The 25,150-nt window shown below is 70.0% G+C and carries 23 protein-coding genes, 1 pseudogene and 1 riboswitch; of the genes and pseudogenes, 10 read left to right on the top strand and 14 right to left on the bottom strand.

Annotated elements, in window-relative coordinates; all coding sequences use genetic code 11:
* Positions 1–5: 5 nt before the first annotated feature.
* Genes GA0115254_RS01320 through GA0115254_RS01300 form a run of 5 tightly spaced genes read right to left on the bottom strand, consistent with a single transcriptional unit; the run spans position 6 to position 7,335 of the window.
* The gene (locus GA0115254_RS01320) at positions 6–2,186 is read right to left on the bottom strand and encodes an MGH1-like glycoside hydrolase domain-containing protein (RefSeq protein ID WP_256102336.1); all 2,181 of its coding nucleotides are present in this window, start codon (positions 2,184–2,186) and stop codon (positions 6–8) included.
* Complete coding sequence (locus GA0115254_RS01315) at positions 2,183–4,216, bottom strand: beta-galactosidase (RefSeq protein WP_093893399.1); 2,034 nt, start codon at positions 4,214–4,216, stop codon at positions 2,183–2,185. Before GA0115254_RS01315 ends, GA0115254_RS01320 begins: the two co-directional genes overlap by 4 nt.
* Positions 4,213–5,070, bottom strand: a complete 858-nt coding sequence (locus tag GA0115254_RS01310) for a carbohydrate ABC transporter permease (RefSeq protein WP_256102335.1) — start codon at positions 5,068–5,070, stop codon at positions 4,213–4,215. Before GA0115254_RS01310 ends, GA0115254_RS01315 begins: the two co-directional genes overlap by 4 nt.
* Positions 5,067–5,993: a carbohydrate ABC transporter permease gene (locus tag GA0115254_RS01305; RefSeq protein ID WP_093893398.1), complete on the bottom strand. Its 927-nt coding sequence runs from the start codon at positions 5,991–5,993 to the stop codon at positions 5,067–5,069. The genes GA0115254_RS01310 and GA0115254_RS01305 overlap by 4 nt, the downstream gene beginning before the upstream one ends.
* A 4-nt stretch (positions 5,994–5,997) precedes the next feature.
* The gene (locus GA0115254_RS01300) at positions 5,998–7,335 is read right to left on the bottom strand and encodes an ABC transporter substrate-binding protein (RefSeq protein WP_093893397.1); all 1,338 of its coding nucleotides are present in this window, start codon (positions 7,333–7,335) and stop codon (positions 5,998–6,000) included.
* A 145-nt stretch (positions 7,336–7,480) separates the two neighbouring features.
* Between GA0115254_RS01300 and gcvPA the strand changes: the two genes are divergently transcribed.
* From gcvPA to GA0115254_RS01265, 7 genes are all read left to right on the top strand, one after another.
* Positions 7,481–8,872: an aminomethyl-transferring glycine dehydrogenase subunit GcvPA gene (gene gcvPA, locus GA0115254_RS01295; RefSeq protein WP_093893396.1), complete on the top strand. Its 1,392-nt coding sequence runs from the start codon at positions 7,481–7,483 to the stop codon at positions 8,870–8,872.
* Entirely contained in the window at positions 8,869–10,461 is a 1,593-nt protein-coding gene (gene gcvPB / locus GA0115254_RS01290; protein ID WP_093893395.1) for an aminomethyl-transferring glycine dehydrogenase subunit GcvPB, read from the top strand. Before gcvPA ends, gcvPB begins: the two co-directional genes overlap by 4 nt.
* The gene (locus GA0115254_RS01285) at positions 10,458–11,831 is read left to right on the top strand and encodes an ATP-NAD kinase family protein (RefSeq protein WP_093893394.1); all 1,374 of its coding nucleotides are present in this window, start codon (positions 10,458–10,460) and stop codon (positions 11,829–11,831) included. Before gcvPB ends, GA0115254_RS01285 begins: the two co-directional genes overlap by 4 nt.
* Before the next feature lie 38 nt (positions 11,832–11,869).
* Positions 11,870–12,616, top strand: coding sequence for an SDR family NAD(P)-dependent oxidoreductase (locus GA0115254_RS01280; RefSeq protein WP_093893393.1), 747 nt, complete (start codon positions 11,870–11,872; stop codon positions 12,614–12,616).
* A 49-nt stretch (positions 12,617–12,665) separates the two neighbouring features.
* On the top strand, positions 12,666–13,307 hold the full coding sequence (locus GA0115254_RS01275) for a GntR family transcriptional regulator (RefSeq protein ID WP_093893392.1): 642 nt from the start codon (positions 12,666–12,668) through the stop codon (positions 13,305–13,307).
* A gap of 503 nt (positions 13,308–13,810) precedes the next feature.
* Positions 13,811–14,530: a lysophospholipid acyltransferase family protein gene (locus tag GA0115254_RS01270; RefSeq protein WP_093893391.1), complete on the top strand. Its 720-nt coding sequence runs from the start codon at positions 13,811–13,813 to the stop codon at positions 14,528–14,530.
* Between the two features lie 64 nt (positions 14,531–14,594).
* Positions 14,595–15,644 (top strand): NAD-dependent epimerase/dehydratase family protein, encoded by a 1,050-nt coding sequence (locus tag GA0115254_RS01265; RefSeq protein WP_093893390.1) that lies wholly within the window; start codon positions 14,595–14,597, stop codon positions 15,642–15,644.
* 75 nt (positions 15,645–15,719) lie between these two features.
* Here GA0115254_RS01265 and GA0115254_RS01260 read toward each other — a convergent pair whose 3' ends face one another.
* From GA0115254_RS01260 to GA0115254_RS47345, 8 genes are all read right to left on the bottom strand, one after another.
* Complete coding sequence (locus GA0115254_RS01260) at positions 15,720–17,297, bottom strand: alpha/beta hydrolase (protein WP_176739928.1); 1,578 nt, start codon at positions 17,295–17,297, stop codon at positions 15,720–15,722.
* 157 nt (positions 17,298–17,454) lie between these two features.
* Positions 17,455–18,228, bottom strand: a complete 774-nt coding sequence (locus GA0115254_RS01255; protein WP_093893388.1) for an urease accessory protein UreD — start codon at positions 18,226–18,228, stop codon at positions 17,455–17,457.
* A complete protein-coding gene (gene ureG / locus GA0115254_RS01250; protein WP_093893387.1) occupies positions 18,225–18,902 on the bottom strand; it encodes an urease accessory protein UreG in 678 nt (225 codons plus the stop codon). Before ureG ends, GA0115254_RS01255 begins: the two co-directional genes overlap by 4 nt.
* Positions 18,903–18,929: 27 nt before the next feature.
* A complete protein-coding gene (locus GA0115254_RS01245) occupies positions 18,930–19,592 on the bottom strand; it encodes an urease accessory protein UreF (RefSeq protein ID WP_093893386.1) in 663 nt (220 codons plus the stop codon).
* Between the two features lie 13 nt (positions 19,593–19,605).
* Positions 19,606–21,327, bottom strand: a complete 1,722-nt coding sequence (locus GA0115254_RS01240; RefSeq protein ID WP_093893385.1) for an urease subunit alpha — start codon at positions 21,325–21,327, stop codon at positions 19,606–19,608.
* Positions 21,320–21,631 carry an urease subunit beta gene (locus tag GA0115254_RS01235; RefSeq protein ID WP_093893384.1) on the bottom strand — a complete coding sequence of 104 codons (312 nt, stop codon included), beginning with the start codon at positions 21,629–21,631 and terminating at the stop codon, positions 21,320–21,322. The genes GA0115254_RS01240 and GA0115254_RS01235 overlap by 8 nt, the downstream gene beginning before the upstream one ends.
* Positions 21,632–21,645: 14 nt before the next feature.
* Entirely contained in the window at positions 21,646–21,948 is a 303-nt protein-coding gene (locus tag GA0115254_RS01230) for an urease subunit gamma (RefSeq protein ID WP_093893383.1), read from the bottom strand.
* Positions 21,949–22,086: 138 nt separating this feature from the next.
* A complete protein-coding gene (locus tag GA0115254_RS47345) occupies positions 22,087–22,266 on the bottom strand; it encodes a hypothetical protein (RefSeq protein ID WP_370740805.1) in 180 nt (59 codons plus the stop codon).
* Positions 22,267–22,540: 274 nt separating this feature from the next.
* Between GA0115254_RS47345 and GA0115254_RS01220 the strand changes: the two are divergent.
* Positions 22,541–23,129: pseudogene (locus tag GA0115254_RS01220) on the top strand (ABC transporter permease); the annotation flags it as partial.
* 81 nt (positions 23,130–23,210) lie between these two features.
* Here GA0115254_RS01220 and GA0115254_RS01215 read toward each other — a convergent pair.
* Positions 23,211–23,495: a type II toxin-antitoxin system Phd/YefM family antitoxin gene (locus GA0115254_RS01215; protein WP_093893440.1), complete on the bottom strand. Its 285-nt coding sequence runs from the start codon at positions 23,493–23,495 to the stop codon at positions 23,211–23,213.
* 94 nt (positions 23,496–23,589) lie between these two features.
* Here GA0115254_RS01215 and GA0115254_RS01210 point away from each other — a divergent pair, with 94 nt between their 5' ends.
* Together GA0115254_RS01210 and GA0115254_RS01205 are read left to right on the top strand one after the other, a co-directional pair.
* Complete coding sequence (locus tag GA0115254_RS01210) at positions 23,590–24,225, top strand: ATP-dependent Clp protease proteolytic subunit (RefSeq protein WP_093893439.1); 636 nt, start codon at positions 23,590–23,592, stop codon at positions 24,223–24,225.
* A 7-nt stretch (positions 24,226–24,232) separates the two neighbouring features.
* Positions 24,233–24,541 carry a hypothetical protein gene (locus tag GA0115254_RS01205; protein ID WP_093893382.1) on the top strand — a complete coding sequence of 103 codons (309 nt, stop codon included), beginning with the start codon at positions 24,233–24,235 and terminating at the stop codon, positions 24,539–24,541.
* 434 nt (positions 24,542–24,975) lie between these two features.
* Positions 24,976–25,148: riboswitch (cyclic di-AMP (ydaO/yuaA leader) on the top strand.
* Positions 25,149–25,150 lie beyond the last annotated feature (2 nt).

Genomic DNA, 25,150 nt, shown 5'->3' with positions numbered 1-25,150 from the left:
GCCTCCTACCGCTCGCTTGTCAGCATCGGCAGCAGCAGCGCCGCGGACCAGCTGAAGTTGGGCGCGTTGAGCGGTGCCCCTGTGGTCGGGTCGTAGTTCTCCATGATCGGTCCGTTGCCCGCGAGACCCGACGCGTGGGCGAGGAGCCGGTCCGTCAGGGCGTCCGCATCCTTGGCGTAGCCGTAGCGGCGCAGGCCGCCGAGGGCGAAGTATGCCTGGTCGAGCCAGACGGGGCCGCGCCAGTACGTGGTCGGCGAGAAGTAGGGGGAGCTCTTCGCCACGGTCGGGAACGGGACGGTGGTGGCGAACTCCCCGGGGTCCGTCAGCTTGTCGCGCACGGCACGGGCCTGCGCCTCGGACGCTGTTCCGGTCCACAGCGGGACGGCGCCCTCGATGCCGCGTCCGCGGGCCGTGAGCGGTGCGCCGGTGTCGAGCGCGGTGTCGTGGAACCAGCCGTCCGCGGGGTCGTACATCGTCGTTCGGACGGCGGCGGACGTGGCGGCGGACCGCTGCTTCCACCGCTTGGCGTCGGCGCCGCGGCCCAGCGTGCCCGCGATGCGCGCCAAATAGCCCTGGTCCGAGGCGAGATAGGAGTTCAGGTCGACGGACTCCTGGTTCAGGGAGTAGCCGAGGAGTGTTCCGTCGGCCGCTCGGTTGGCGACGATGTCGGTGCCGAGGCCGGCGTCGAAGCGGGGCGCGTTGTCCATGCCGCTCTCCCAGGCCGCGGCGAGGCGCCGCTCCTCGGGCGAGTTGTTGGCGGGGTCGACGGTGGCGCCGTACTCGGCGAGACCGTCGTGGTCGTGGTCGCGGTTGCGGTACCACCAGGCTTGGTAGGCGGCGAGTTTCGGGTACATCTCACGCAGGAAGGCCTTGTCCCCGCTCTTCGCGTAGACCTCCCAGACTGCCCAGGCGGCCAGCGGGGGCTTGGAGTTGCGCTCGTTCCAGTTGCCGCCGCCGCGCGAGGGGTCGTTGTAGAAGATGACGTCGGGGATCATCCCGGCATCCTGCGGGCGCGTGGTGGAGTCCGGGCTTGTCTGCCAGTCGAACATGGCGCGGATCTGCGACTCGGCCAGGTCGGGTGCGAAGCGTGCCGTGCCCACAGCCTGCTTCCAGGTGTCCCAGGCCCAGATGCCACCCGTGAACCACTTGTAGGAGATCGACGGTGTGATGCCGTCGTGTTTGATCTGCCCCGCCGCGCTACGCCAGTTGGTGACGAGGGTCTCCAGCGACTTCACGGCCGTGCGCCGGCGATCCGCCGGCACGCCCTCGGTCACCCCGGCGACATAGCCCCGCCAGCGTGCTGCGGCGGCGGAGACGACGGCATCGGGGTGTGCGAGTACGCCACGGACCTTTACCTTCTCCTTCGCGCGCTCGGCTGCGGTGAAGGTGTAGGACTCGGTCCAGTCGAAGCTGTGTGAGCGACCCGGCGCGAGGGTCACCGGTTCCACGGCCTCGGTGCGGTACGTGTCGCCGTCCACCGTCGTGCGGACGGCGTCCTTGTGCGTGACGTCGAAGCGTTCCGTGCCGTCGGTCAGGTACTCCCAGGTCTCCCGGACCTTCGCGAAACCGACGCCGACTCCGGAGCCGGTGGCGGTCAGCGAGGGTGCGTCGCGCATCGGCCGGTCGGCCGGCCGCAACAGGCTGCCCGTCCAGTCGGCACCCAGCGTGCGGGGCGCCGGGCCGGTGTTGCGGACCTCGGCCCGCACCAGGGCGCTGCGGTCGGTGGCGAAGCGGAGTTCGAGGGTGAGGCGCAGGCCGCGGCCGAGGTCGTACGACTGTTGGAGCCGGCCCGGGAGCGAGGTGAAGCGTGGCGTGCCTCCTCCGGCCAGGTCCAGGGTGCGGCCGTGTTCGGTGAGGCGGATGCGGCTGAAGGACTTGCTGAGCCACCAGGGGTATTCCTGTGCGATGTAGAGGGGCCCGGAGAAGCCGCCGTAGGCGTCCTTGTCGCCGGTCTTCGGCAGGGCGTAGGCGTGCCAGGCTCCCTGGTCGGCGAAGACGGTGACGGGGTTGTTGTCCTCGTCGTCGCCCGGCTCGGCGGCAGTGGGGGTGCCGCGCAGGTCGAGGACGTCGGCGTACGAGGAGGGCGGCTTCGGGTGCGGATGGGCGGAGGCCGTCTGCGGTGCGGCGAGGGCGCCGCCGGCGAGGAGGAGTGCGGTCAGGGCGCTCAGGGGCCGGTGTCTGGTCACTGGTCGGTCTCTCCAAGGGAGTCGGTGGCGATGCGCAGGACTGCGGCGCCGAGCGGGCCGAGGCCGATGTGGTCGCGGACGGTGGCTCCGGTGAGCAGGTCGGTGCCGCCGGCCGCGTAGGGCCCGGTCAGTTGCGTCTGCGTGTCGTGGTCGCTGTGATTGAGGACGAAGAGGTAGGTGCCCTGTGTGCCGGAGCGCACGGTCGCCTCGACTCCTTCGGGAACGTCGAGCACAGGGCGTACGCCCGCTTCCCGCAGCACGTCGTCGAGCACGGCTGCGATGCCTTCGCCGAGGTGGGCGCTCACGTACCAGGCGGTGCCGGCGTCGTAGGGATGGCGGGTGACGGCGGGGCGGCCGGTCAGTTCTCCGGACGCGTACGAGTCGACGACCTCGGTGTCCGGGGCGTCGGGTTCGATCCACTCGCTCCACCGGGTGGCCTCGGCACCGGAGTCCAGGCGCACCGCCTCACCATCGGGGATCGGCCAGAACTCGTCGACGGACACGCCGAGTACGTCCCGCAGCGGTCCCGGTGCGCCGCCGTCGTGGATGTGGTCGTGGCCGTCGACGACGCCGCTGAAGGGGCCGCACACGAGGTGGCCGCCGCCGCGTACGTAGGCGGCGACGCGTACGGCGTTCTCGGGTCGCACAAGGTGGAGGTTGGGTGCGAGCACCGCCCGGTAGCCGTCGAGGTCCGCGTGCGGGGGCACGAAGTCGGCGGTGACGGCGCGGGCGTGGAGCGCCGCGTACCAGGGGCGCAGGAGGTCGGGCCAGCGCATGCGGGCGGAGGGGTGGTCATCGGCTTCGAGGGCCCACCAGGAGTCCCAGTCCAGGACGATCGCCACGTCGGCCCGGGTCGTGGCGCCGGTGACTTCGCCGAGCCGGGCGAGTTCGGCGCCGAAGCGCACGGTCTCGCGCCAGCCGCGGGAGGCGGTGCCGCGGTGCGGGAGCAGCGCGCTGTGGTACTTCTCGGCGCCCGCGCGGGAGGCGCGCCACTGGAAGTACATGATGCCGTCGGCGCCGCGGGCCAGGGCCTGGAGGGACCAGAGTCGTTGCAGGCCGGGCCTCTTGGGGACGTTGACCGGCCGCCAGCTGACGGCGGACGGCGCCTGTTCGAGAAGCAGCCAGGGTCGGCCGCCCTTGAGGGAGCGCATCAGGTCGTAGTTGAGGGATGCGTTGACGTGGGCGCGCGGGTCGGCGGGGTCGGGGTAGGCGTCGTCGGAGACGAGGTCCTCGTGTTCGGCCCACTTCCAGTAGTCGAGTGCCTTGAACATCGACATGAAGTTGGTGGTGGCCGGGATGTCCGGGCTGAGTTCCCTGAGTGCCTCGCGCTCGGCGCGGTGGCATTCGAGGAGGGCGTCGGAGCAGAAGCGCCGCCAGTCCAGAAGTTGCGTCGGGTTGACGGGTCCCGGAGCGGTGCGCGGCGGTTCGATCTCGGTGTACGTGCCGTAGCGCTGCGACCAGAAGGCCGTGCCCCAGGCATGGTTGAGGCTGTCGATCGTGTCGTACCGGTCGGTGAGCCAGGCGCGGAAGTGGTCGGCGGAGCGCGCGCAGAAGCACTCGGTGACATGGTCGCCGTACTCGTTGTGGATGTGCCACAGAGCGAGGGCCGGATGGCGTGCGTAGCGTTCGGCGAGGGCTCGGGTGAGGCGGAGGGCTGCGGCGCGGTACTCGGGCGAGGACGGACAGTAGTGCTGGCGTGAGCCGAATTCGAGGCGTACGCCGTCGGCCGTGACCGGCAGGATCTCGGGGTGGGCGCGGATCAGCCACGCGGGCGGTGACGCGGTCGCGGTGGCCAGGTCGACGGCGATGCCGTGGGCGTGCAGCACGTCGAGGAGCCGGTCGAACCAGGCGAAGTCCCATGTGTACGGGCCAGGTTGGAGGCGTGCCCAGGAGAAGACGCCGACGGTCACCATCGTGACGCCGGCCTCGCGCATCAGCTCGGCGTCCTCGGCCCAGACGTCCTCGGGCCACTGTTCCGGGTTGTAGTCACCGCCGTAGAGGACGCCCGGGACACGGGTCAGGCGGCTCATCCCTTCACCGCCCCGCCGAGGAGTCCGGCCACGAACTGCCGCTGGAAGAGAAGGAAGAGGGCCATCAGCGGAAGGGTGGCGAGGAGCGAGCCGAGCATCAGTCCTGAGTAGTCGACATGGGAGAGCCCCGTGAGGGTGTTGAGCGCGACGGGCACGGTGTATTTGTCCTCGGAGTTGAGCATGAGCAGCGGCCAGATGAAGCTGTTCCACTGCGCCATGAACGTGAAGATGACCAGGGCGCCGAGCTGCGGTCGCACGCACGGCAGCACGACTTGGTAGAAGGTGCGCAGTTCGCCGGAGCCGTCGATGCGGGCCGATTCGAGGAGCTCGTCGGGGAAGTCGACGAAGCCCTGCCGCATCAGCAGGATGCCGAAGGAGTTCGCCAGGAACGGCAGGACGACCGCTTGGTAGGAGTCGATCCAGCCGACGCTCGCCATCATCTGGAACAGGGGCACGAGCAGCACCTGGAACGGGATCATCATCGTGGCGAGAACGGCGCCGAGCAGCAGACCCCGGCCGCGGAAACGGAACTTGGCGAGACCGTAGCCGCACATGGCGGAGATCAGCGAGCTGAGCACGGTGTGCACGACGGCGATGCCGACGCTGTTGAGGAGGACCCTCCCGAAGCCGATGGTGTCCTGGAGCCTCGCGAGGTTGTCGAGCAGACGGCCGCCGGGCAGGAGTGGCGGCGGCGAGCGGAACAGGTCCGACGTGGAGTGCGTCGCGGCGATCGCCATCCAGAGGAACGGCACCAGGCTGACGACGGCGCCCGCCGCGAGGAACAGGCGCACGGCATAGCGGCCGGCGCGCCGGGCCGGGTGGACACGTACGGGGGCCTGCTGGAGGGCGGTCACCGGCGGCGCTCCCTTCCGAAGGCGACGTACTGGAGGGCGGAGATCGCGGCGATGAGGGCCACGACGACCCAGGCGATGGCGGCGGCGTAGCCGAAGTCGAGCTGCTGGAAGCCGACTTTGTAGAGATAGACGACCGGGGTGAGGGTCGCGTCGTCGGGGCCGCCACGGGTGAGGACGTAGTTCTCGTCGAAGAGCTGGAGTGTCCCGATGGTGGAGGTGATCACGCAGAACAGGACGACCGGGCGCAGCTGCGGCAGGATCACGCGAGTGTACGTGGAGAGGGTGGTGGCGCCGTCGATGGAGGCGGCCTCGTACTGCTCCTTGCCGATGGCCTGGAGTCCGGCGAGCAGGATGACGGCGTTGTAGCCGGTCCAGCGCCACGTCAGGGATGCGATCAGCGAGACGCGGGCCCAGGTGGGGCTGTTGAGCCAGTCGGCCTGGCCGATGCCGACGGCGCCGAGTATCTGGTTGACGAGGCCACCGTCGGTCTTGAGGAGGACCTGGAAGACGACGGCGTACGCGACGAGTGTGGTGACGGCAGGCAGGAAGTAGACCGCTCGCCAGGTGCCGCGGAAGCGCAGCCAGGACTGGTTGAGCAGGACGGCGAGGACGAGTGCCAGGCCGATCATCACGGGGACCTGCACGACGAGGATGATCCCGGTGTTGAACAGGGATTCCAGGAACGCGGGGTCGTGGATCATGCGCCGGTACTGGTCGAGTCCGACCCAGTGGGTGGCACCGGCGTCCTCGGTGGTGAAGCTCTGCAGGAGGCTCGCGCCCAGCGGATAGGCGAAGAAGAGCGCGAAGAGGGCCGCCGCGGGTCCGGCGAAGATCCAGGCGGTGGGGCGTCGGCGCCTGCGGCGTGCCCCGGCCGGGGCACGGACGGGGGCGACCGGCCGGTCGTAGGTGGTGTGGACGGCCATCGGGCTACTTCACCCTTTCGCGGCCGGTGGCCGTGGCGAGCTGCCGCGCGGCCGAGTTCAGGGCGGCGCGCGGGTCCTTGCCCCGGAGCATCACGCCGGTGACGGCGGAGATCATGATGTCCGTGGCCTTGGCGTCGTCCTTGTTGTTCTCGACCGGCGGGATGTTGCGGGCGAGCCGGGCGAACACGTCGAGGGCCGCCTGCCCGCCGAAGTACTCCTGCTTCGTGCTCAGATACGGGTCGTCGAGCGCGGGAAGATAGGCGGGGAAGAGGCCCTCGCGCTTGAGCATGGAGACCTGGTTCGTCTTGCCGGTGAGCAGGAACTGGATGAACGCCCAGGCCAGTCGGGGGTTCTTGCTCTGCGCGGGAACGCAGAGCGTGGAGCCGCCGATGTTGGAGGTGCGGATGCCGTCGGCGGTGAATCCGGGCAGCGGCACCACCCCGAACTTTCCCTTCAGCTCGGGCATCTCGTCGCCCAGCGTGCCCGTCCACCATGCGGCGGTGGGCGTGGTGGTGGCCTTGCCCTCCTTGGTGCCGGTGACGAGCCCGTCCCAGCCCTTCTCGTAGTCGACGAGACCCTTGTCCTGCAGGGTCTTCATCAGCGTCAGGGCCTTGACGGCCTCCGGGGTGTCGACCGCGACCCGGCCGCCCTTGAAGTAGGACTGGCCCTGCTGCTGGAGCAGCATCGGCAGGATCCCGGCGTCCGTGGAGTCCATGATGAGCAGCTTGCGGCCGGTGGCCTTCTTGATGCGGACGCCCGCCGCTACGTAGTCGTCCCAGGTCAGCAGAGAGTTGGGGTCGACTCCGGCGGCGCGGAAGTGGTCCGTGCGGTAGTAGAGCGCGCAGGGGCCGATGTCCCAGGGCAGGGCGAAGACCGCGCCGTTCTTCCCGGTGACGGTGCGCCACGCGGCGCGGTCGAAGTCGCCTCCGTAGCGGCCGCCGAGGCTCGTCAGGTCGTAGAAGCCGCTGGGGAAGTTGCCTATGTAGCGCGGCATGTGGCTGCCCTCGACCGTGAGGACGTCGGCGAGGCCCGAGCCGCCGCGCAGGCCCACGGTGATCTTGTCGTAGGCGTTGTCGTAGCCGATGTCGACGACGTCGACGGTGGTGCCGGGGTGACTCTTCTCGAAGGTGCGGGCGAGTCGCTTCATGGCCTTGGCGGCCACGTCCCACGACCAGATGGTGATCTTTCCGCTGACCTCGCCCCCTTCGTCATCCTTCCTGCCGCCGATGTCACGGGCATCCTGGCCGCCCGCGCCGCCCATGGCACATCCGCTGACCAGTGACGATGCCGCGGTCGCGAGACCTGTGGCCAGAACAACCCGTCGGGTGGGCCTTGTTGACACTCTTGCCTCCTGGAGCCTGAATGCCTAATGCTGTATTCAGAACACTGAATGACGGAGCCTGCCGTCAAGAGGTGTACACCCAAAGACTTTTGTTGCTGTGGTTCATGACTGACCTGACTGAGTCGGCTCACGCGAAAGGCGCGGCATGACGTCATCCCAGGACTCCCTGCACCCCTACGTCCACCCCTACATCCCGAACGCAGTCCCGGCCGTGCGGCAGGCGATGCTCGAGGAGATCGGCGCGACGACCGTCGAGGACTTCTACGCCGACATCCCGGGCGGCATCCGGCTGCACCGCCCCCTCGACCTGCCTGCTCCGCTGCGTTCGGAAGCCGAACTCACCCGCCACATGGAGGAGTTGCTCGGCCGCAACACCTCGACGCGACAGGCTCTCAGCTTCCTCGGCTCCGGCTGCTACCAGCACCACGTACCGGCGGTCGTGGACGAGGTGGTCAACCGCAGCGAGTTCCTCACCGCGTACGCGGGCGAGCCCTACGAGGACCACGGCCGGTTCCAGGCACTGTGGGAGTACCAGTCGATGATGGCCGAGCTGCTCGACGTCGAGATCGTCAACGTCCCGGTGTACGACGGCTTCCAGGCCTCGGGAACCGCCCTGCGCATGGCCGGCCGGATCACGGGCCGTCGCCGCGTGCTCGTCGCCACCGCGATCGACGCCGACAAGCTCTCCCGCATACGTGACTACGTACGCCCCGACCACGACGTGACGGTGGTCCCGGTCGACCCGGACACCGGCTGCGCCGACCTCGGCGCGGTGCGTGGAGCGCTCGCCGCCGGCGACACGGCGGCAGTGTACGCGGACGCGCCCTCCGCGCTCGGCATCGTCGACGAGGCACTGCCCCGCCTGGCCGGACTCGCCCACGAAGCAGGGGCGTTGTTCGTCGTCGGCTGCAATCCGCTCACGCTCGGCGTGCTCGCGCCGCCCTCCGCGTACGGCGCCGACATCGCGTGCGGCGACATCCAGCCGCTCGGCCTCCACCAGAGCTTCGGCGGCGGCAATGCGGGCTTCATCGCCACGCGCGACGACGAGACGCTGGTCGCCGAGTACCCGTCACGCCTGTTCGGCCTCGTGCCGACGACCGTCGAGGGCGAGTACGGCTTCGGTGACGTCGCCTACGAGCGGACCTCTTTCGCGCTGCGCGAGGAGGGCAAGGAGTGGGTCGGCACGGCCGCCGCGCTGCACGGCATCGGTGCCGGCGTCTATCTCGCGCTGATGGGACCGCAGGGCATGCGGGAGATCGGCGAAACGATCCTCGCACTCACCGCGTACGCCCGCAGGCGCCTCGCCGAGGTGCCCGGCATCGAGGTCCCGTACGGCGACGCACTGCACTTCGCCGACTTCACCGTCCGCTACACGGGCGGCAGGACCGCCGCCGAGATCCGCTCCGGCCTGAAGGAGCGGGGCATCTTCGGCGGCGTGCCGACCGGTGGGCACGAGGCCACGTACTGCGTCACCGAAGTCCACACCAAGGCCGACATCGACCGGCTCGCCGCAACCCTGGAGGAGATCGTCAAGTGACCGCCCCGCACGCGCCCGCGTCCGTCTCCCCCGAGGAGGCGCGCATCGCCGACAAGCCGCGCCTCCGCCGTTTCCAGCAGGCCTCCTGGGACGAGGAGCTGATCTTCGAGCTCGGTTCGCCGGGCGAGCGAGGCGTCCTCGTACCGGCCCCGGACCCGTCCATCGGGAAGGCCGTGATACCCGCCGCGCTGCGCCGCGCCGAGCCGCCCGCACTGCCGGAGATGTCCCAACAACAGGTCCTGCGCCACTACTTGCGGCTGTCGCAGGAGAATCTGGGCGCCGATCTCAACATCGACGTCGGCCAGGGCACCTGCACCATGAAGTACAGCCCCAAGGTCAACGACCAGTTCGTCCGTGACCCGCGGATCGCGGCGCTGCACCCCCTCCAGGACGAGGACACGGTCCAGGGCGTCCTCGGGATCATCCACAGCCTGGAGCAGCTGCTGAAGGAGATCTCCGGCATGGACCGGGTCTCGCTCCAGCCGGGCGCCGGGTCCGCCGCGATCTACACGAACGTCGCCATGATCCGTGCCTACTTCGCCGCGCGCGGGGAGCTGGAGCAGCGCGACGAGGTCATCACGACGATCTTCTCCCACCCGTCGAACGCGGCTTGCGCAAAAACGGCGGGCTTCAAGGTCATCACGCTCCACCCGGACGCGGACGGCTACCCGGACATCGAGGCCCTCAAGGCGGCGGTCGGCCCGCGCACCGCGGCGCTCCTCGTCACGAACCCCGAGGACACGGGCATCTACAACCCACGCATCGAGGAGTTCGTACGGATCGTGCACGAGGCGGGCGGCCTGTGCTCGTACGACCAGGCCAATGCCAACGGCATCCTCGGCATCACGCGCGCCCGGGACGCGGGCTTCGACCTGTGCCACTTCAATCTGCACAAGACGTTCTCGACGCCCCACGCATGCGGCGGACCGGCGGCGGGTGCGTGCGCGGTCTCCGAGGACCTCGCCCCGTATCTGCCGCGCCCCACCGTCGAGTTCGACGGTTCGACGTACCGCCTGGACGACGACCGGCCCGAGTCGGTCGGCAAGATGCGGCCGTTCTACGGCGTCGTGCCGAACCTGGTCCGTGCCTACGCCTGGATCATGTCGCTCGGCGCACAGGGCCTGCGAGCCGCCGCGGAGACGGCCGTCCTCAACAACAACTACCTGCTCCACAAGGTGCGGCAGATCCCGGGCGTCTCCATCCCCTACGCGGCGGGGCGCCCGCGCGTCGAACAGGTCCGCTACAGCTGGGAGAAGCTCCACGAGGACACCGGCCTGCACTCCGAGGACATCGGCCTGCGCGCCGCGGACTTCGGTACGCACTACTGGACCAGCCACCACCCGTACGTCGTGCCGGAACCCATGACGCTGGAGCCGACCGAGTCCTACACACGCGCCGACCTCGACGAGTACGCGGCGATCCTCGCGGAGATCGCCCGTGAGGCGTACGAGGACCCGGACACCGTACGCACGGCGCCGCACCGCTCGACCATCCACCGGGTCCGCCCGGAGGCCCTGGACGACCCGGCAACCTGGGCGGTCTCCTGGCGCGCCTACCGCCGCAAGGTGCTCGGTGAGGCCGGCCGGTGACGAGGATCGGCCTGGTGGTCAACCCGGTCGCCGGCCTCGGCGGCCGGGTGGGCCTGGGCGGTACCGACGGTCCGGACCGGACCCGTATGGCACTCTCGCTGGGCGCCCGCCCCTTGGCGGGGGATCGTGCCGCCGCCGCCTTGGGTGAACTGGCGGCACGTTCGGGTCGGTTGACAGGGATCAGACGCCCTGCGTGGGACGGGCGAGGCAGCGAGTCGACAGCCGCGGCGCACCCCGCGTCCAGCCGGCGCACCCGGGTGAGCGCCGCTTCGACGGCCTCCGCGGCGGATGGGCTTCCCCGTGCGTCGGAGGGCACGGCGTGCGCCACCGGGGATCCCGATCCGGATGAGCTCAGCGACACGCAGGCCGGGGCGGCGGCCACCGCTCCGGCCGGTCACCCGCCGGGCTCCGGGCTCCTCGTCGTGACCGCCGCCGGTCCCCTGGGCGCCGACTCCGTCGCCGCCGCAGGGCTTGCGGGGCGGGTCGTGTACGCCGCCGGCGCCGGACGGGACACCTCGGCCGAGGACACGGCCGCCGCGGTGCGGGCCGTCGTCGCCGAGGGCGTCGACCTCCTGCTCTTCGCCGGCGGCGACGGCACCGCGCGGGACGTGCTCGGCGTCCTCCGCGACGTGCCCTGCCCGGTCCTCGGCATACCGACCGGCGTGAAGATGCACTCGGCCGTCTTCGCCATCAGCCCACGCGCCGCGGGTGAGGTCGCGGCGGCGTGGCTCGCCCGCAGCAGCACCGTTCGGCTGCGGGACGCCGAGGTGATGGACCGGGACGAGGACGCCCTGAGCAGGGGCCGCGTCGCCTCACAGCTCTTCGGGTGGCTGCGCGTTCCCGACGTACCGGCCCGCGTACAGCAGCGCAAGACCGGCAGCACCGCCACCACGCCCGAGGCGGTCGGCGGCATCGCGACCGACGTCGCCGAGCGCGTCGGGGACGGGCTGCTCGTGCTCGGCCCCGGCAGCACCACCCGGGCGGTCGCGGCAAGGCTCGGCGCGGACGTCTCCCTCACGGGGGTCGACGTGCTCCGCCTGCGGCCCGGCCACCGGCCGCGAATCGTGGCCCGCGACGCGGGTGAGGACACACTCCTCTCCGTCGGCCCGGCCTGGATCGCCCTCTCCCCCATCGGCGGCCAGGGCTTCCTCCTCGGCCGCGGCAACCAGCAGATCTCGCCGCGCGTCCTGCGCGCGGCGGGCGGCCGCGAGCGCCTGCTCGTGCTGTGCACGGAACAGAAACTGGCCACGCTCGGCGGCCGCCCTCTTCTCCTCGACACCGGAGACGACGCGCTCAACGCGGAGCTGTCCGGCCACCTGCCCGTCATCACCGGCAGGCGGCGCACATCGCTGTACCGCCTGGTCGGATGACCCCTCATGCCTCCCATCACCCCCAGAAGGAGCTCACGATGATCTCTCTTGACGGCAAGCGTGCCCTCGTGACCGGAGGCGGAGCCGGAATCGGCCGCGCCACCGCCCAGGTCCTCGCGGAGCTCGGCGCCCGCGTGGTGATCGCCGACATCGACACGGACGGCGGCGAACGCACCGCGAAGGACACCGGAGGGACCTTCGTACGCTGCGACGTGTCACGGCGCGAGGACTGCGAGGCCGTCGTGCACACGGCGCAGGAGCAGTTCGGCGGCGTGGACGTCCTCTTCAACAACGCCGGCATCATCCGCCGCTCCACGGTCTGCGAGATCACCGAGGACGACTGGGACCTGGTGATGGCCGTGAACATCCGCTCGGTGATGCTGATGAGCCGCCTCGTGATCCCGGGGATGGCGGCCCGGGGCGGCGGCTCCATCGTCAACACCGGGTCCGGCTGGGGCATCCGCGGCGGCGGCCGGGCCGTCTCGTACTGCGCGTCGAAGGGCGCCGTCGTCAACATGACCCGCGCCATGGCCATCGACCACGGCCCCGACAACATCCGCGTCAACTGTGTCTGCCCCGGTGACACGGCGACCGGGATGCTCGCCGAGGAGGCCCGCCAGCTCGGCGAGAGCTCCGACGCGTTCTACGCCGACGCCGCCGACCGGCCGCTCGGCCGGATCGGGCAGCCCCGCGACATCGCCCAGACCGTGGCGTTCCTCGCCTCCAACGCCTCGGCGTTCCTGAGCGGGGCGATCATCCCGGTCGACGGCGCCGGTACCGCGTGACCCGCCGGTAGCGGATAATCGACCGGACCGAAGGGGAGGGCAGCCTCACATGCCAATCGAAAATCGCCCGCTGCGCGAACAGGTCAAGGAGGAACTGATCAAGCGCCTCGGGCGCGGCACGATCGCAACCAGCGAGCCGATCAACGAGGGGCAGCTGGCCACCGAACTCGGCGTCAGCCGTACTCCGCTGCGCGAGGCACTGATCACGCTGGAGCGCGAGGGCGTCATCACCAGCGAGCGCGGCAAGGGCTTCCGCTTCACGCCGCTCAGCGCGCAGGAGTTCCGTCACCTGTCCGCGATCGTCGCCACGCTGGAGGCGCTCGCCCTGGAGTCCAGCGATCCCGAGCACCTGGCGGCGACAGCCCCCCGCCTCCTCGAGGAGGCGCGTGCGTTCTCGGCCCCGCAGGCGCCGCACGACGTCATAGAGCGTTACGACGACGCGTGGCACGACCTGCTCCTGTCCGGCTGCACGAACAACCGCCTGATGAAGCTGATCACCTCCCTGAAGGTGACGATGCACCGCTACGAGCGGGTGGCCCTGGGCGACCAGGACATCCTGGAGCGGTCGGCGGTGGAGCACGAGCGGATCGCCGAGTGCCTGCAGCGCGGCGACCTCGACGCGGCCGTCGCGGCACTCAAGGAGAACTGGAACAGCGGGATGCACCGGATCCTGGAGCATCTGAAGGACTGACCGCGGGTTGCGCGACCCCGACGGGGACAGCGCAGACGCAGTGGTGCGGGTCGAGACGCCAAGGCTTGACCCGCACGGCTCCTCGGGGGTCCCCTCACCGTGAAACGGAACCCATCCATCGACCCGACGCGCGGCCCAGGGACTGTGACCGCATGACTCTGCAGATCAGCGCCATCCATCCCGAACAGCCGGCGCGGTCAGTCACTGCAGCACGAACCGCGGGTCCTCGCCGCGGCTCAGTGCGTGCAACTGGTCGGTGAGTGCCGCCAGATACTGCCGAGCCGCACATCGAGACGCCGACGGACCGGCCTCGGCCCGCACCTGCTCCGACAGGAGAGTCCGGCCCGATGCCTTATCAGTGGAGTCGGCGTCGGGTCAGCATCGACCTGCCCGGAGACGGATACGCGGGAGGACGGCTGCACCTAGGCTGTCCTCCCGTCAGATGTCCGCTGACCCGGCAGAATGCAGCCCTGGAGCCGATCCGGTAGAGCTAGGAGCCCCCCGTGTTCTATTACGTGCTCAAATACGCCATCCTCGGACCGCTCCTCCGGCTGTTCTTCCGCCCCAGGATCGAGGGCCTGGAACACATCCCGGAGGACGGCGCGGCCATCGTCGCCGGTAACCATCTGTCGTTCTCCGACCACTTCCTGATGCCCGCGATCCTCAAACGGCGCATCACGTTTCTCGCCAAGGCCGAGTACTTCACCGGACCGGGGGTGAAAGGGCGGCTGACCGCCGCCTTCTTCCACAGCATCGGGCAGATTCCGGTGGACCGGTCCGGCAAGGACGCCGGGCAGGCGGCGATCCGCGAAGGGCTCGGGGTGCTGAGCAGGGGTGAGCTGCTGGGGATCTATCCGGAGGGCACCCGTTCGCACGACGGCCGGCTGTACAAGGGCAAGGTCGGCGTGGCCGTGATGGCGATCACGGCGCAGGTGCCGGTGGTGCCGTGCGCGATGGTCGGTACGTTCGAGATCCAGCCGCCGGGACAGGTCGTCCCGCGCATCAAGCGGGTCACCATCCGCTTCGGTGAGCCGCTGGACTTCTCCCGCTACGCAGGTCTGGAGAACCAGAAGGCGGCGATCCGGGCGGTCACCGACGAGATCATGTACGCGATTCTCGGCCTCTCCGGACAGGAGTACGTCGACGAGTACGCGGCCAAGGTGAAGGCCACGCAGGCCGAGCAGGTAGGGCAGTCGAAGAAGTTCCCGAAGCTGCGACGCTGACGGCGAATCCGCGCTGGGTGAACTCCACTGGTCCGGGCGACGGCCTCGTCCTAGCGTGCCTCTCATGAGCAGGGGAAACGCATGGGTTCTGGGAGCGACGGGACAGATCGGGCGGGTGGCCGTCCAGGCCCTCGTCGAGGACGGCTGGGAGGTGACGGCCGCTTCACGCGGCGGCGGCCGGGACGCGCGGTGGGGCGGCGCGGTGCGCACGACGGCTCTCGACCGGGACAAGGACGGAGTGCTGGCGGCGGCTCTGGGTGACGGTTGTGACGTACTGGTCGACATGGTCGCGTACGGCGCGGATCACGCCCGGCAGCTGACCGGCCTCGCGGACCGGATCGGTTCGGCGGTGGTCATCTCCAGCGGTGCGGTGTACGAGGACGATCAGGGTCGCAGCTTCGACACACAGGGCGAGCCCGACCGAGCTCCGCGGTACCCCGTGCCGGTCCCGGAGACCCAGCGCACCGTGCCGGCCGGCGATGCCACCTACGGGACGCGGAAGATACAGCTGGAGCAGGATCTGCTCGCGGCGGGGGAGGCACTGCCTGTGACGCTGTTGCGTGCGGGGGCGATTCACGGGGCGTACTGCCGCTCGCCCCGAGAGCTGTACTTCGTGAAGCGGCTCCTGGACGGCCGCGGGCGGCGGGTGCTCTCGTACGGCGGGACGTCCCGTTTCCACCCGGTCCATGTATCCAACCTGGCCGAGCTGATCCGGCTCGCCGCCGGGCGGCCCGGTTCGCGGGTGCTCAATGCCGGGGATCCGCAGGCGCCGACGGTCGCGGAGATCGGCGAGGCCGTCGACGCGGTGCTCGGCCGGAGGACCGAGACCGTGCTGATGGCCGGCGCGCCCGGGGACGATGGCGTCGGTTCGACGCCTTGGAGCGCTGCCCATCCCATCGTGTACGACATGACGGCCGCCGAGCGGGAACTCGGGTACCGGCCGGTGACGGACTATGTGGAGTCGCTTCCGGAAACGGTCGAGTGGATCGGCGCGCAATTGGAGGGCGAGGACTGGACGGACGCCTTTCCCCTCATGCTGCGGGCATACGGGAGGAAGCTCTTCGACTACGCGGCGGAGGACGCCTGGCTGGAGACGTACGACCGCAAGGCGTGAGTCGGAGCCCGTACGCGAGAACGGGCGGCCGGTGGTTCGAGGCCACCGGCCGCCCGTGCCCATAAGGTATGACCGTTACGGCTTGGGTGTGGCGTGCGGGGCGCACGTCACGTCGCTGCGGTCGGTCCTGCCGGTGAGCAGGTAGGTGTCCACCCGCTCGTTGATGCAGGGGTTGACCAGACCGGTGACGCCGTGCGAACCGGCGTCCCGCTCCGTGACGAGGCGCGAGCCCTTGAAGCGCTTGTGCAGTTCGACGGCGCCTTCGTACGGGGTGGCGGCGTCACGCGTGGACTGCACGATCAGCACGGGCGGCAGGCCCTTTCCGGTCTTCACGTTCAGCGGGGTCTGCTGCTTCGCCGACCAGGTCGCACAGGGCAGGTTCATCCAGGCGTTCGCCCAGGTCATGAACGGGTATTCCTTGTGCAGCCGGCTGTTGTCGCGGTCCCACTTCTGCCAACTGGTGGGCCACTTGGCGTCCGTGCACTCGACCGCCGTGTACACGGCGTTGCCGTTCTCCGAGGAGATGTTCCCGGCGGTGTCGGACATGTCCGGGCCTGCTGCGTCGACCAGAGCCTGGGTGTCGCCGCCCAGGTAGTCGCTCCAGATCCGGGCGACGGGCGCCCAGGAGGAGTCGTAGTACGGCGCGCTCTGGAAGAAGCCGATGAGCTCGGCGGGGCCGACGACGCCGCCGATCGGGTTCTTCTTCGCGGCGGCGCGCAGCTCCAGCCACGCCTGCTCGACCTTCGCGGGGGTGTTGCCGATGTGGAAGACGGAGTCGTTCTTGGCGACCCATGCCTTCCAGTCGTCCCAGCGTCCCTGGAAGGCGATGTCCTGGTTCAGGTTGGCCTGGTACCAGATGTTGTCCTTGGCCGGGTTGACGACACTGTCGACCACCATGCGGCGGACGTGGGTCGGGAAGAGCGTGCCGTAGACCGCTCCCAGGTAGGTGCCGTAGGAGACGCCCAGGTAGTTGAGCTTCTCCTCACCGAGAGCGGCGCGGATGACGTCCAGGTCGCGGGCGGTGTTCGGCGTGGTCATGTGCGGCAGCATGTCACCGCTGCGCTGGGCGCAACCGTCCGCGTACTCGGCGGCGAGCTTGCGCTGGGCGCGCTTGTCGGCCTCGGAGTCGGGTACGGGGTCGGCCTTGGGGGCCTTGACGAACTCCTGGGGATCGACACAGGAGATCGGCGCGGAGTGCCCGACGCCGCGAGGGTCGAAGCCGACGAAGTCGTACGCTTTCGCCGTGTTCGCCCAGAGCGGGTTCTTGTTGGTGATCCGGGTGGGGAACCGCATCCCCGAACCGCCGGGGCCGCCCGGGTTGTACAGCAGGGCGCCCTGTCGCTCGTCCTTCGTACCGGTGCTGACGTGCCGGTCGACGGCGATCTTGATCTGCTTGCCGTCGGGCCTGGCGTAGTCGAGCGGCACGGTCACCCAGCCGCACTGGATCGGCTTGGCTATGGCCCAGTCGGCCGGACAGTCCTTCCAGTCGATGCCGGACCTGGCCGCCCGTGCCGCGGCGACCTGAACGCCGCGCGCCTCGGAACCGCGGTGGTGACGGTCTTCGGCCGTGGCCGCCGGTGCGGTCACCGCGCCCGCTATGAGCGTGCCTGCGATCAGAGCCCCGGCCGAGCCGAGCACTGCTGTGCGTCTCAAGTGGAACCTCCCCCATATCTGAAGCACCGCCGGTGGCGGCGCAATTCATTCGGGACCTCCTGCGGATCTTGTCGTCTGTGAGGTTCCTGAGAACAGGCCACAGACCCACTTCTTTACCGAATCGATAACCGGAGAGCCGTGTCCCGCTGAGCGGTATTCATCCGGTCGGGGTGTCGAGTACATCGCTCAGCGCATCGCTCAGGACCCTGCGCAGCAGGCGTGCATCGGGGGCGACCGCCGTCACCAGCACAGCCGGACCGACGAGTGGGGTGAGAACGGAGGTCGGCCCCAGCAGGCGCGCTTCGGGGCATTTCTCTTCGAACGAGGGCTCAACGACGAGGAGTTGACCGACGGCACGGTGGCCGCCCAGGACGGCCGCGCCGTCCCAGCCTCCGGGTGCCCCCGGCCCGTACGCCACCTGCTGGTCGATCAGCGGACGGCCGGCGCGGTGCACTGTGAGGCGGCTGGTGAGGGTGCCGGTGCTCTCGCCGTGGCGTCCGAGAATCTGCTCCTCGCGCAGCACCAGCCGTGCGGTGGGGGCGAGTTCGACCCGTGTGGTCATGTGCAGGACGCTGCCGTGCGCCGAGACGAGTTGCTCCGGCAGCCAGCGGAGTCCGGCCCGCTCCCCCACGTTCAACCGGATGTCGTACGTGGCGGGCTCGGCGGCCGCTCCCGGTCCGGGCAGGGCGACGGTGGCCGCGGCCGAGTCGACGGTGAGCCGGGCGTCTTCCTCGACCTGTGCCTCGATGGCGAGCCGGTCGCCGCCGAGCGGCGCGCTCATCGCGCCGACGATGGTGACACGGGCGTTCGAGCCGTTCGCGGCCCGGGTGCGGCGCAGGGCGAGCGGCCCGTCGCTCTCCAGCACAGGGAGCGAGGTGATGCCCCGGCTGTCGAGGACCGCGGCGATCCGGGCGGTGGCCTGGACGCTCATGCGGTCCAGGCGGCGAGCTGTCCCCGCACCCAGTCCGCGACCGGCCCCACACCTTCCTCCGAAGTGAGTGAGGTGAAGGCCACGGGGAGCGGCCCGCGCTGCCGTGCGGCGTCCTGAGCCATTCGGTCGAGATCGGAACCGACGTACGGGGCGAGGTCGGTCTTGTTGATGACGAGCAGGTCGGAAGTGGTGACGCCGGGGCCGCCCTTGCGCGGGATGTCGTCGCCGCCCGCCACATCGATGACAAAGACCTGGGCGTCGACCAGCCCCTTGGAGAAGGTGGCGGTGAGGTTGTCGCCGCCGGATTCGACCAGGATCAGATCGAGCGGCCCGACGGTGTCCTCCAGGTCCTCGACGGCTTCGAGGTTGGCGGAGATGTCGTCCCGGATCGCCGTGTGCGGGCAGGCGCCGGTCTCCACGGCCTGGATGCGTTCGGGCGGCAGGACGGCATGGCGCAGCAGGAAGGCGGCGTCCTCGCGGGTGTAGATGTCGTTGGTGACCACAGCGATGGAGAGCTGGTCGCGCAGGGCCCGGCAGAGGGCCGCGACGGTCGCGGTCTTGCCGGAGCCGACCGGTCCGCCGAGTCCGATGCGCAGAGCGCGGCGGGTGCCGTCGGGGCGGGCTGCATCGGCGCTCACGGCGGCGGGCCCGTGCTGGGCGTGGTCGAGGTGCATGGTGTTCGGCTCCTGGTTCTTGCAGGTTTACGAGGCGAACAGGCGGACAGTCCAGGCCGCGTGCGCCTCGGCGGTGATGTCGAGGAGAGGGGCGGAGGCGGCGGGCAGCGCATCGATGGTTCCGTGCGCCGCAGCGACGGCCTGTTCGGCGATCCGGTCGAGTTCGGGTGCGAGGCGGGCGAGGACGGCGGTGGCCTCGAAGGGGTCGAGGGAGAGCAGCCGGACAACAGCGGTGGCCGGTCCGCTGACGGTCTCATAGGCGACGCAGTGCGCAGCGTCCTCGGGCCCCAGTCCGGCCGCGCGTGCGGTGAGGCCGAGCACGACGGGCTGGTGGGCGCCACGCGGTCGGGCCCGGGCGAGCGCGGCGAGTTCGGGGCTGGGCCAGGTGGCGCGGGCCGCCCGCATCAGTTGCCGGCCGAGTTTCCGCGCGACGGTCCGCAGCGCGGGTGACGGGGTGCGGGCATCGGCGGCCTCGTCGAGCGCGAGCGGGTCATGGCCGTGGGCGGCCGCCGCGGCGAGTGCGGCGGCCGTGAGTCCGGTGGTGTGGAGGCGACCCCGGCAGAATTCGGCGAGGTCCTCGGTGTTACGGATATGCCCTTCCTTCACGGCCGGTTCGGCGCCGCCGGAGTGGGCGTGGCCACCGGCGGGGAACCGGCCGTCGGCGAGGATGAGCAGAGCTGCGCGACTCATCACATGGTCCGCATCAGAAGAGGAAGTAGCGCTGGGCCATGGGCAGTTCGGCGGCGGGTGCCGGTTCGACCGGTTCGCCGTCGATCGTCACGGCGAAGCTGTCGGGGTCGACGTGGACCTGCGGCAGTGCGTCGTTCTCCCGCATGTCGGCCTTGGTGACGCCGCGCGTGCTGATGATCGGAACGAACCGCTTGCCGAGACCGAGGCGTTCGGGCAGCCCGTCCTCGATGGCCGCGTTCGCCACGAAGTTGCACGAGTTGGCGGCGGGCGCCCGCCCGAGTGCGCCGAACATCGGCCGCGGCATCACCGGCTGCGGGGTGGGGATGGACGCGTTGGCGTCGCCCATCTGCGCGTACGCGATCTGCCCGCCCTTGATGACGGTCTGCGGCTTGACGCCGAAGAACGCCGGGTCCCACAGCACCAGATCGGCGAGCTTGCCGGTCTCGACCGAACCGATCTCCCGGTCGAGGCCCTGGGCGACCGCGGGGTTGATGGTGTATTTGGCGACATAACGACGAACCCGGTGGTTGTCGGCCCGACCGTCGCCGGGAAGGACGCCGCGGCGCTTCTTCATCACATGGGCGGTCTGCCAGGTGCGCAGAACGACCTCGCCGATGCGGCCCATCGCCTGGGCGTCGGAGGAGATGATCGAGATCGCCCCGAGGTCGTGGAGGATGTCCTCGGCCGCGATGGTGGAGGGACGGATCCGGGACTCGGCGAAGGCCAGGTCCTCCGGTACAGCGGGATTGAGGTGGTGACAGACCATCAGCATGTCGAGGTGTTCCTCGATGGTGTTGACGGTGTGCGGCCGGGTCGGATTGGTGGAACTGGGCAGGACGTACGGCTCCGAGACCACGGTGATGATGTCCGGGGCGTGCCCGCCGCCGGCGCCTTCGGTGTGGTACGCGTGGATGGAGCGACCGGCGATGGCCGCGAGCGTATCGGCGACGAAGCCGGCCTCGTTGAGGGTGTCCGTGTGAATGGCGAGCTGCGCGCCGCTCTCCTCGCACACGTTCAGACAGGCATCGATGACGGCGGGAGTGGCACCCCAGTCCTCGTGGATCTTGAATCCGAGGGCACCGCCGCGCAGTTGGGCGCGCATGGCATCGCCCGACATCGTGTTGCCCTTGCCGAGCAGCCCGATGTTGACGGGACAGGCCTCCAGAGCCTCGAACATCCGGGCGAGGTGCCAGGCGCCCGGAGTGACCGTGGTCGCCTTCGTGCCCTCGGCCGGTCCCGTGCCACCGCCGACAAGCGTGGTGACACCGGCGGAGAGCGCCTGGTCGACGATGGTCGGCGAAATGAAGTGGACGTGCGCGTCGATGGCGCCGGCCGTCACGAACTTCCCGTTCCCCGCGATGATTTCGGTTTCGGGGCCGATGACGAGGTCGGGGTGGACGCCGTCCATCGTGTCCGGGTTGCCGGCCTTGCCGATCCCGGTGATCCGGCCGTCGCGGATGCCGATGTCCGCCTTGACGATGCCCCAGTGGTCGATGATGACGGCGCCGGTGATGACGGTGTCGGGGGCTCCTTCGGCACGTGTGGTGCGCGCCTGGCCCATCGACTCGCGAATCACCTTGCCACCGCCGAAAACCGCCTCGTCTCCCGCGAGTCCGGGGCCGCCCGAGCGGTCCTCCTCGATCTCGATGAGCAGATCGGTGTCGGCGAGCCGGATGCGGTCGCCGGTCGTGGGGCCGAACAGGTCGGCGTAGACCGCGCGGTCGAGTTCAGCCATCGAGGGCACCTCCGGTTTCGCCGCGCAGGCCGGGGACGATGCGCCGTCCGGCGAGGGGGACGAGCTCGATGTCGACGGGTACGCCGGGTTCGAAGCGCACGGCAGTCCCGGCGGCGATGTTCAGCCTCAGTCCGCGGGCGGCCGGACGGTCGAAGTCCAGGCCCGGGTTGGCCTCGGCGAAGTGATAGTGCGAACCGACCTGGACGGGCCGGTCGGCGGCGTTGAGAACGGTGAGGCGGGTGACGGACCGGCCCTCGTTGAACGGTACGGGCCCGTCTCCGTGGAGGATCTCTCCGGGAATCATCGATGACACCTCCCTCAGACGATCGGCTCGTGCACGGTCACGAGCTTGGTGCCGTCCGGGAAGGTGGCCTCGACCTGGACGTCATGGATCATCTCGGGCACCCCGTCCATGACATCCTCGCGGGAGAGCACCTTGCGGCCCGATGCCATCAGTTCGGAGACCGTTCGACCGTCGCGAGCACCCTCCAGCAGATGGGTGGTGATCAGAGCGACAGCCTCGGGGTGGTTGAGCCGCAGTCCGCGCGCCCGACGCCTCTGAGCCACGTCGGCAGCAACATGGATGAGCAGGCGTTCCTGCTCATGCGGGGTCAGTTGCATGCTTCCACCTCACAGTCCGGTGCCCAGTACCGGCCCTGGGCGCAGCGAGACACTAGCCGCCATCAACAGACTGTTGAACAACGAACCGGTCTCTCGCGGCGAGGTATTGCACGTTAGAGCCGAAGTTTTTCCGGCGCGTTAACTGATCTTTTGCAGATCCATGGACATCAGGCCGCGCAGACCGTTTTCCAGCACTTCGGGTTCGGCGTCACCGAACATCGCCGGCTGGGCGATGAATCCCTGGGCGGTGGCGATCAGCGTGCGGGCCACATGATCGGCGGACACATCGGAGCCGAGCAGGCCGATGTCGCGATACACGTCGACCAGCTCCGTCCACGCCGCCCGCAAACCCCCGAGGCCTCGACGAGCGTGGCAGCCAGCCGCTCACTGCGCAGAGTCTCGGACCACACCTGCACGATCAGCCCGGCACAGGCCTGTCGGGTCATGCCCCGTCCGGTGCTTTCGAGCGGCGAGCGGGCGACACGGCCGATCAGCACGTCGGGCGGAGGCGGCGACGAAACACGCGCGGCCTCCTCGAACGCCCGCCTGACGCCGCCGACTGCCTCATCGGCGATGGCCGCGATCAGGTGTGCCCGCCGGGGATCCGCGCGGCAGCGCGCTCGGTGCGAGCTTCCTGCCACTGGCGATCGCCGGCGTCCTCTCGGGCTCCGCGGTCACGATACTGCGGCTGCGCGGGCGGCGGGCCGCGCTGGCGCTCATCGGCGCGGCCACGCTGGTCGGGATCGGCGCGGCGGCGCTGACCGACAAACGGCTCGGCGTGATCACCGGCGACTGGTGGGCCGAGGCCGGGACGCTGGGTCACCGCCCTGGCCATCGGCGGGACGGTAACGGGGCTCGCCGCGGTGATCGGTCCGCCCGGCGTCGACCTCGGCGCCCTGCTGATGGTGCTGCTCGGAAACCCGTTCTCCGGCGTGACCAGCGCTCCCGAGTTGCTGCCCCGGCCGATCGGGACGATCGGGCAGCTGATGCCGCCGGGTGCGGGCGGCTCACTGCTGCGGTCGGTCGCCTTCTTCGACGGCAGCGGCGCGGGCGGTGCGCTGCTCACGCTCATGCTGTGGGCTGCGCTCGGGCTGACGGCGGTACTCATCGGCGGCCGACACCGGGCCCAGCATCCGGCCGCGCCCGCTCCCGGCTTGCCGGAGCCGGCCCTGGTGGGCTGACCCCGTTCGAGCATGCCGCGCACCCGCGTCGCAAAGGACGGGGCGCACGGCATTTCCGCGTTACGGGACGTCAATGGGCACTCAGCTGCCCGGCTCGCGGTGCCCCCTGTGTTCCGCCGCGATGCCGAAACGCCGCCGTTCGCCGGGAGCGGACACGGAGGAGCCGATCGAGGAGACCGAGCTGATCACCTGCTCCTCGGCAGCCGCCTCGTCGTTTTCGAGTCGCTCCAGGTCAGCAGCCGAAACGAGCGCCACGAGCGGCTTGCCGTGCCGGGTCACGACCACTCGCTCGCCGCCGTAGACAACGCGGTTGATCAGTTCGGCGAGCTCAGCTCGGGCTTGCGTCACCGGAATCTCGTAGGCCATGCTCCCCATCATAACCTTCTGTACGTCCTGTACATTTTTTACAGAAGCTTGTGCAGATCCGCGTGTACAGCCCCGGAGGAAAGGCAACGCCATGCTGTTCCGCCCCACCGCCCGTTACGTGCTGCCCGAATTCACCGAGCGCACGGCCAACGGGACCCGCACCCTCGATCCGTACTCCAAACTCCTCGCCGAACGGATCGTCTTCCTCGGTACGCCGGTCGACGACACCGCCGCCACCGATCTGATCGCCCAGTTCATGTATCTGGAACACGACACCCCGGACCGGCCCATTTCGCTCTACATCAACTCCCCCGGCGGCTCGTTCGGAGCCATGTCCGCGATCTACGACACGATGCAGTACCTCACGTGCGAGGTGGAGACCTACTGCCTCGGCCAGGCCGGTTCCTGCGCGTCTGCACTGCTCGCTGCGGGCGCTCCCGGCCGACGGCACGCACTGCCCGGCGCCAGGGTCGTCGTGCAGCAGCCCGCGCTCACCGAGCCGGTCGAGGGCCAGCCGTCCGATCTGGAGATCGAGGCACAGGAATTGGAACGGGTCCGCGAGATGATCACCACACTATTGGCCCGTCACACGGGCCGCAGCGCCGAGCAGATCGCCACCGACATCGAGCGCGACCTCATCCTCGACGCGGCGGGTGCCAAGGCGTACGGCCTGGTGGACCACATCATGGAGAACCGGAAGTCGTCACTCCCGCCGCACGGCGCGAGGTGAACGCCCGATGCAGCCGCCGGAGTTGCCGCCCCTCCCCGCACTGACGCGCGCCGAGGGGGAGTTCATCGACTGCTACCTCGAAGTCCTGGACCAACTGGGCCGGATCAACCCGGCCCGCGGCAGCGACACCTACGGCGCACTGCGCGCCGCGCAGGCACTGGCCTCACGGGCGGGCGCGCTGCGGGATGCCCTCGCATTGATGCATGAGCGCGGCGAGGCGCAGATCCACGCCCCCACCTTGGCGCGGGCGCTGCGCGTGCTGGACGGGGAACGGCGGGCCGGACGCGTCACCGTACCCCCCGCTCAGGCGAGTTGATCAGCCCACTCCGTCTGCGCCCCTGGCCGGGTACGGCCAACTCCCCCCGCCTTCAGCCCCGACGGGGTTTGCTCAACTCACTCCCACCCCGACTCCGACGGACTTCGCTCAACTCCCCTGCGCGACACGCCCGGCAGGCACATCAAAATCCCTAGCTCGTTCGGCGTAGGAATTCCCCCTTGCGAGCGACATCTCAACTTGCGTTTTTGCGAGGACAGCGATCGGAATCGATCCTTTCACCCCTGGTACGAGACCGGTCCGACCGATGTGTGCACTCTTCAACATCATCAGACCCACCCGAACGGGGCATTCGCGAGGAGACTCGCATATCGTCGTTTCTCTTCAGAAATCCGGCAGTCGGTGCGTCAAGATCCCTGGGACGACAAGCCCCCGCCGCCGCGGCGGGGCGGTCCGGGCGGACGCCGAGTCCTGCCGCCGTCCGGATGCCTGGTCGACAGAAGTGGATCGGCAGGAGTGGAGGCCCCGAGCACAACGGGTCGACCGGAACACCGGTCGACCCTCGGGGTGAAGCCGCCGAGCGCGGCCGGGCAACTTCGCCAGCCCGAACCCGACAGGTCATCCTTCACAGGCGGCTGACGAAGGGTTGCG

Source organism: Streptomyces sp. Ncost-T10-10d (assembly GCF_900091955.1).
Taxonomy (GTDB): Bacteria; Actinomycetota; Actinomycetes; order Streptomycetales; family Streptomycetaceae; genus Streptomyces.
The sequence above is the reverse complement of the archived record's forward strand: the minus strand, read 5'-3'. Positions and strand labels throughout refer to the sequence as shown.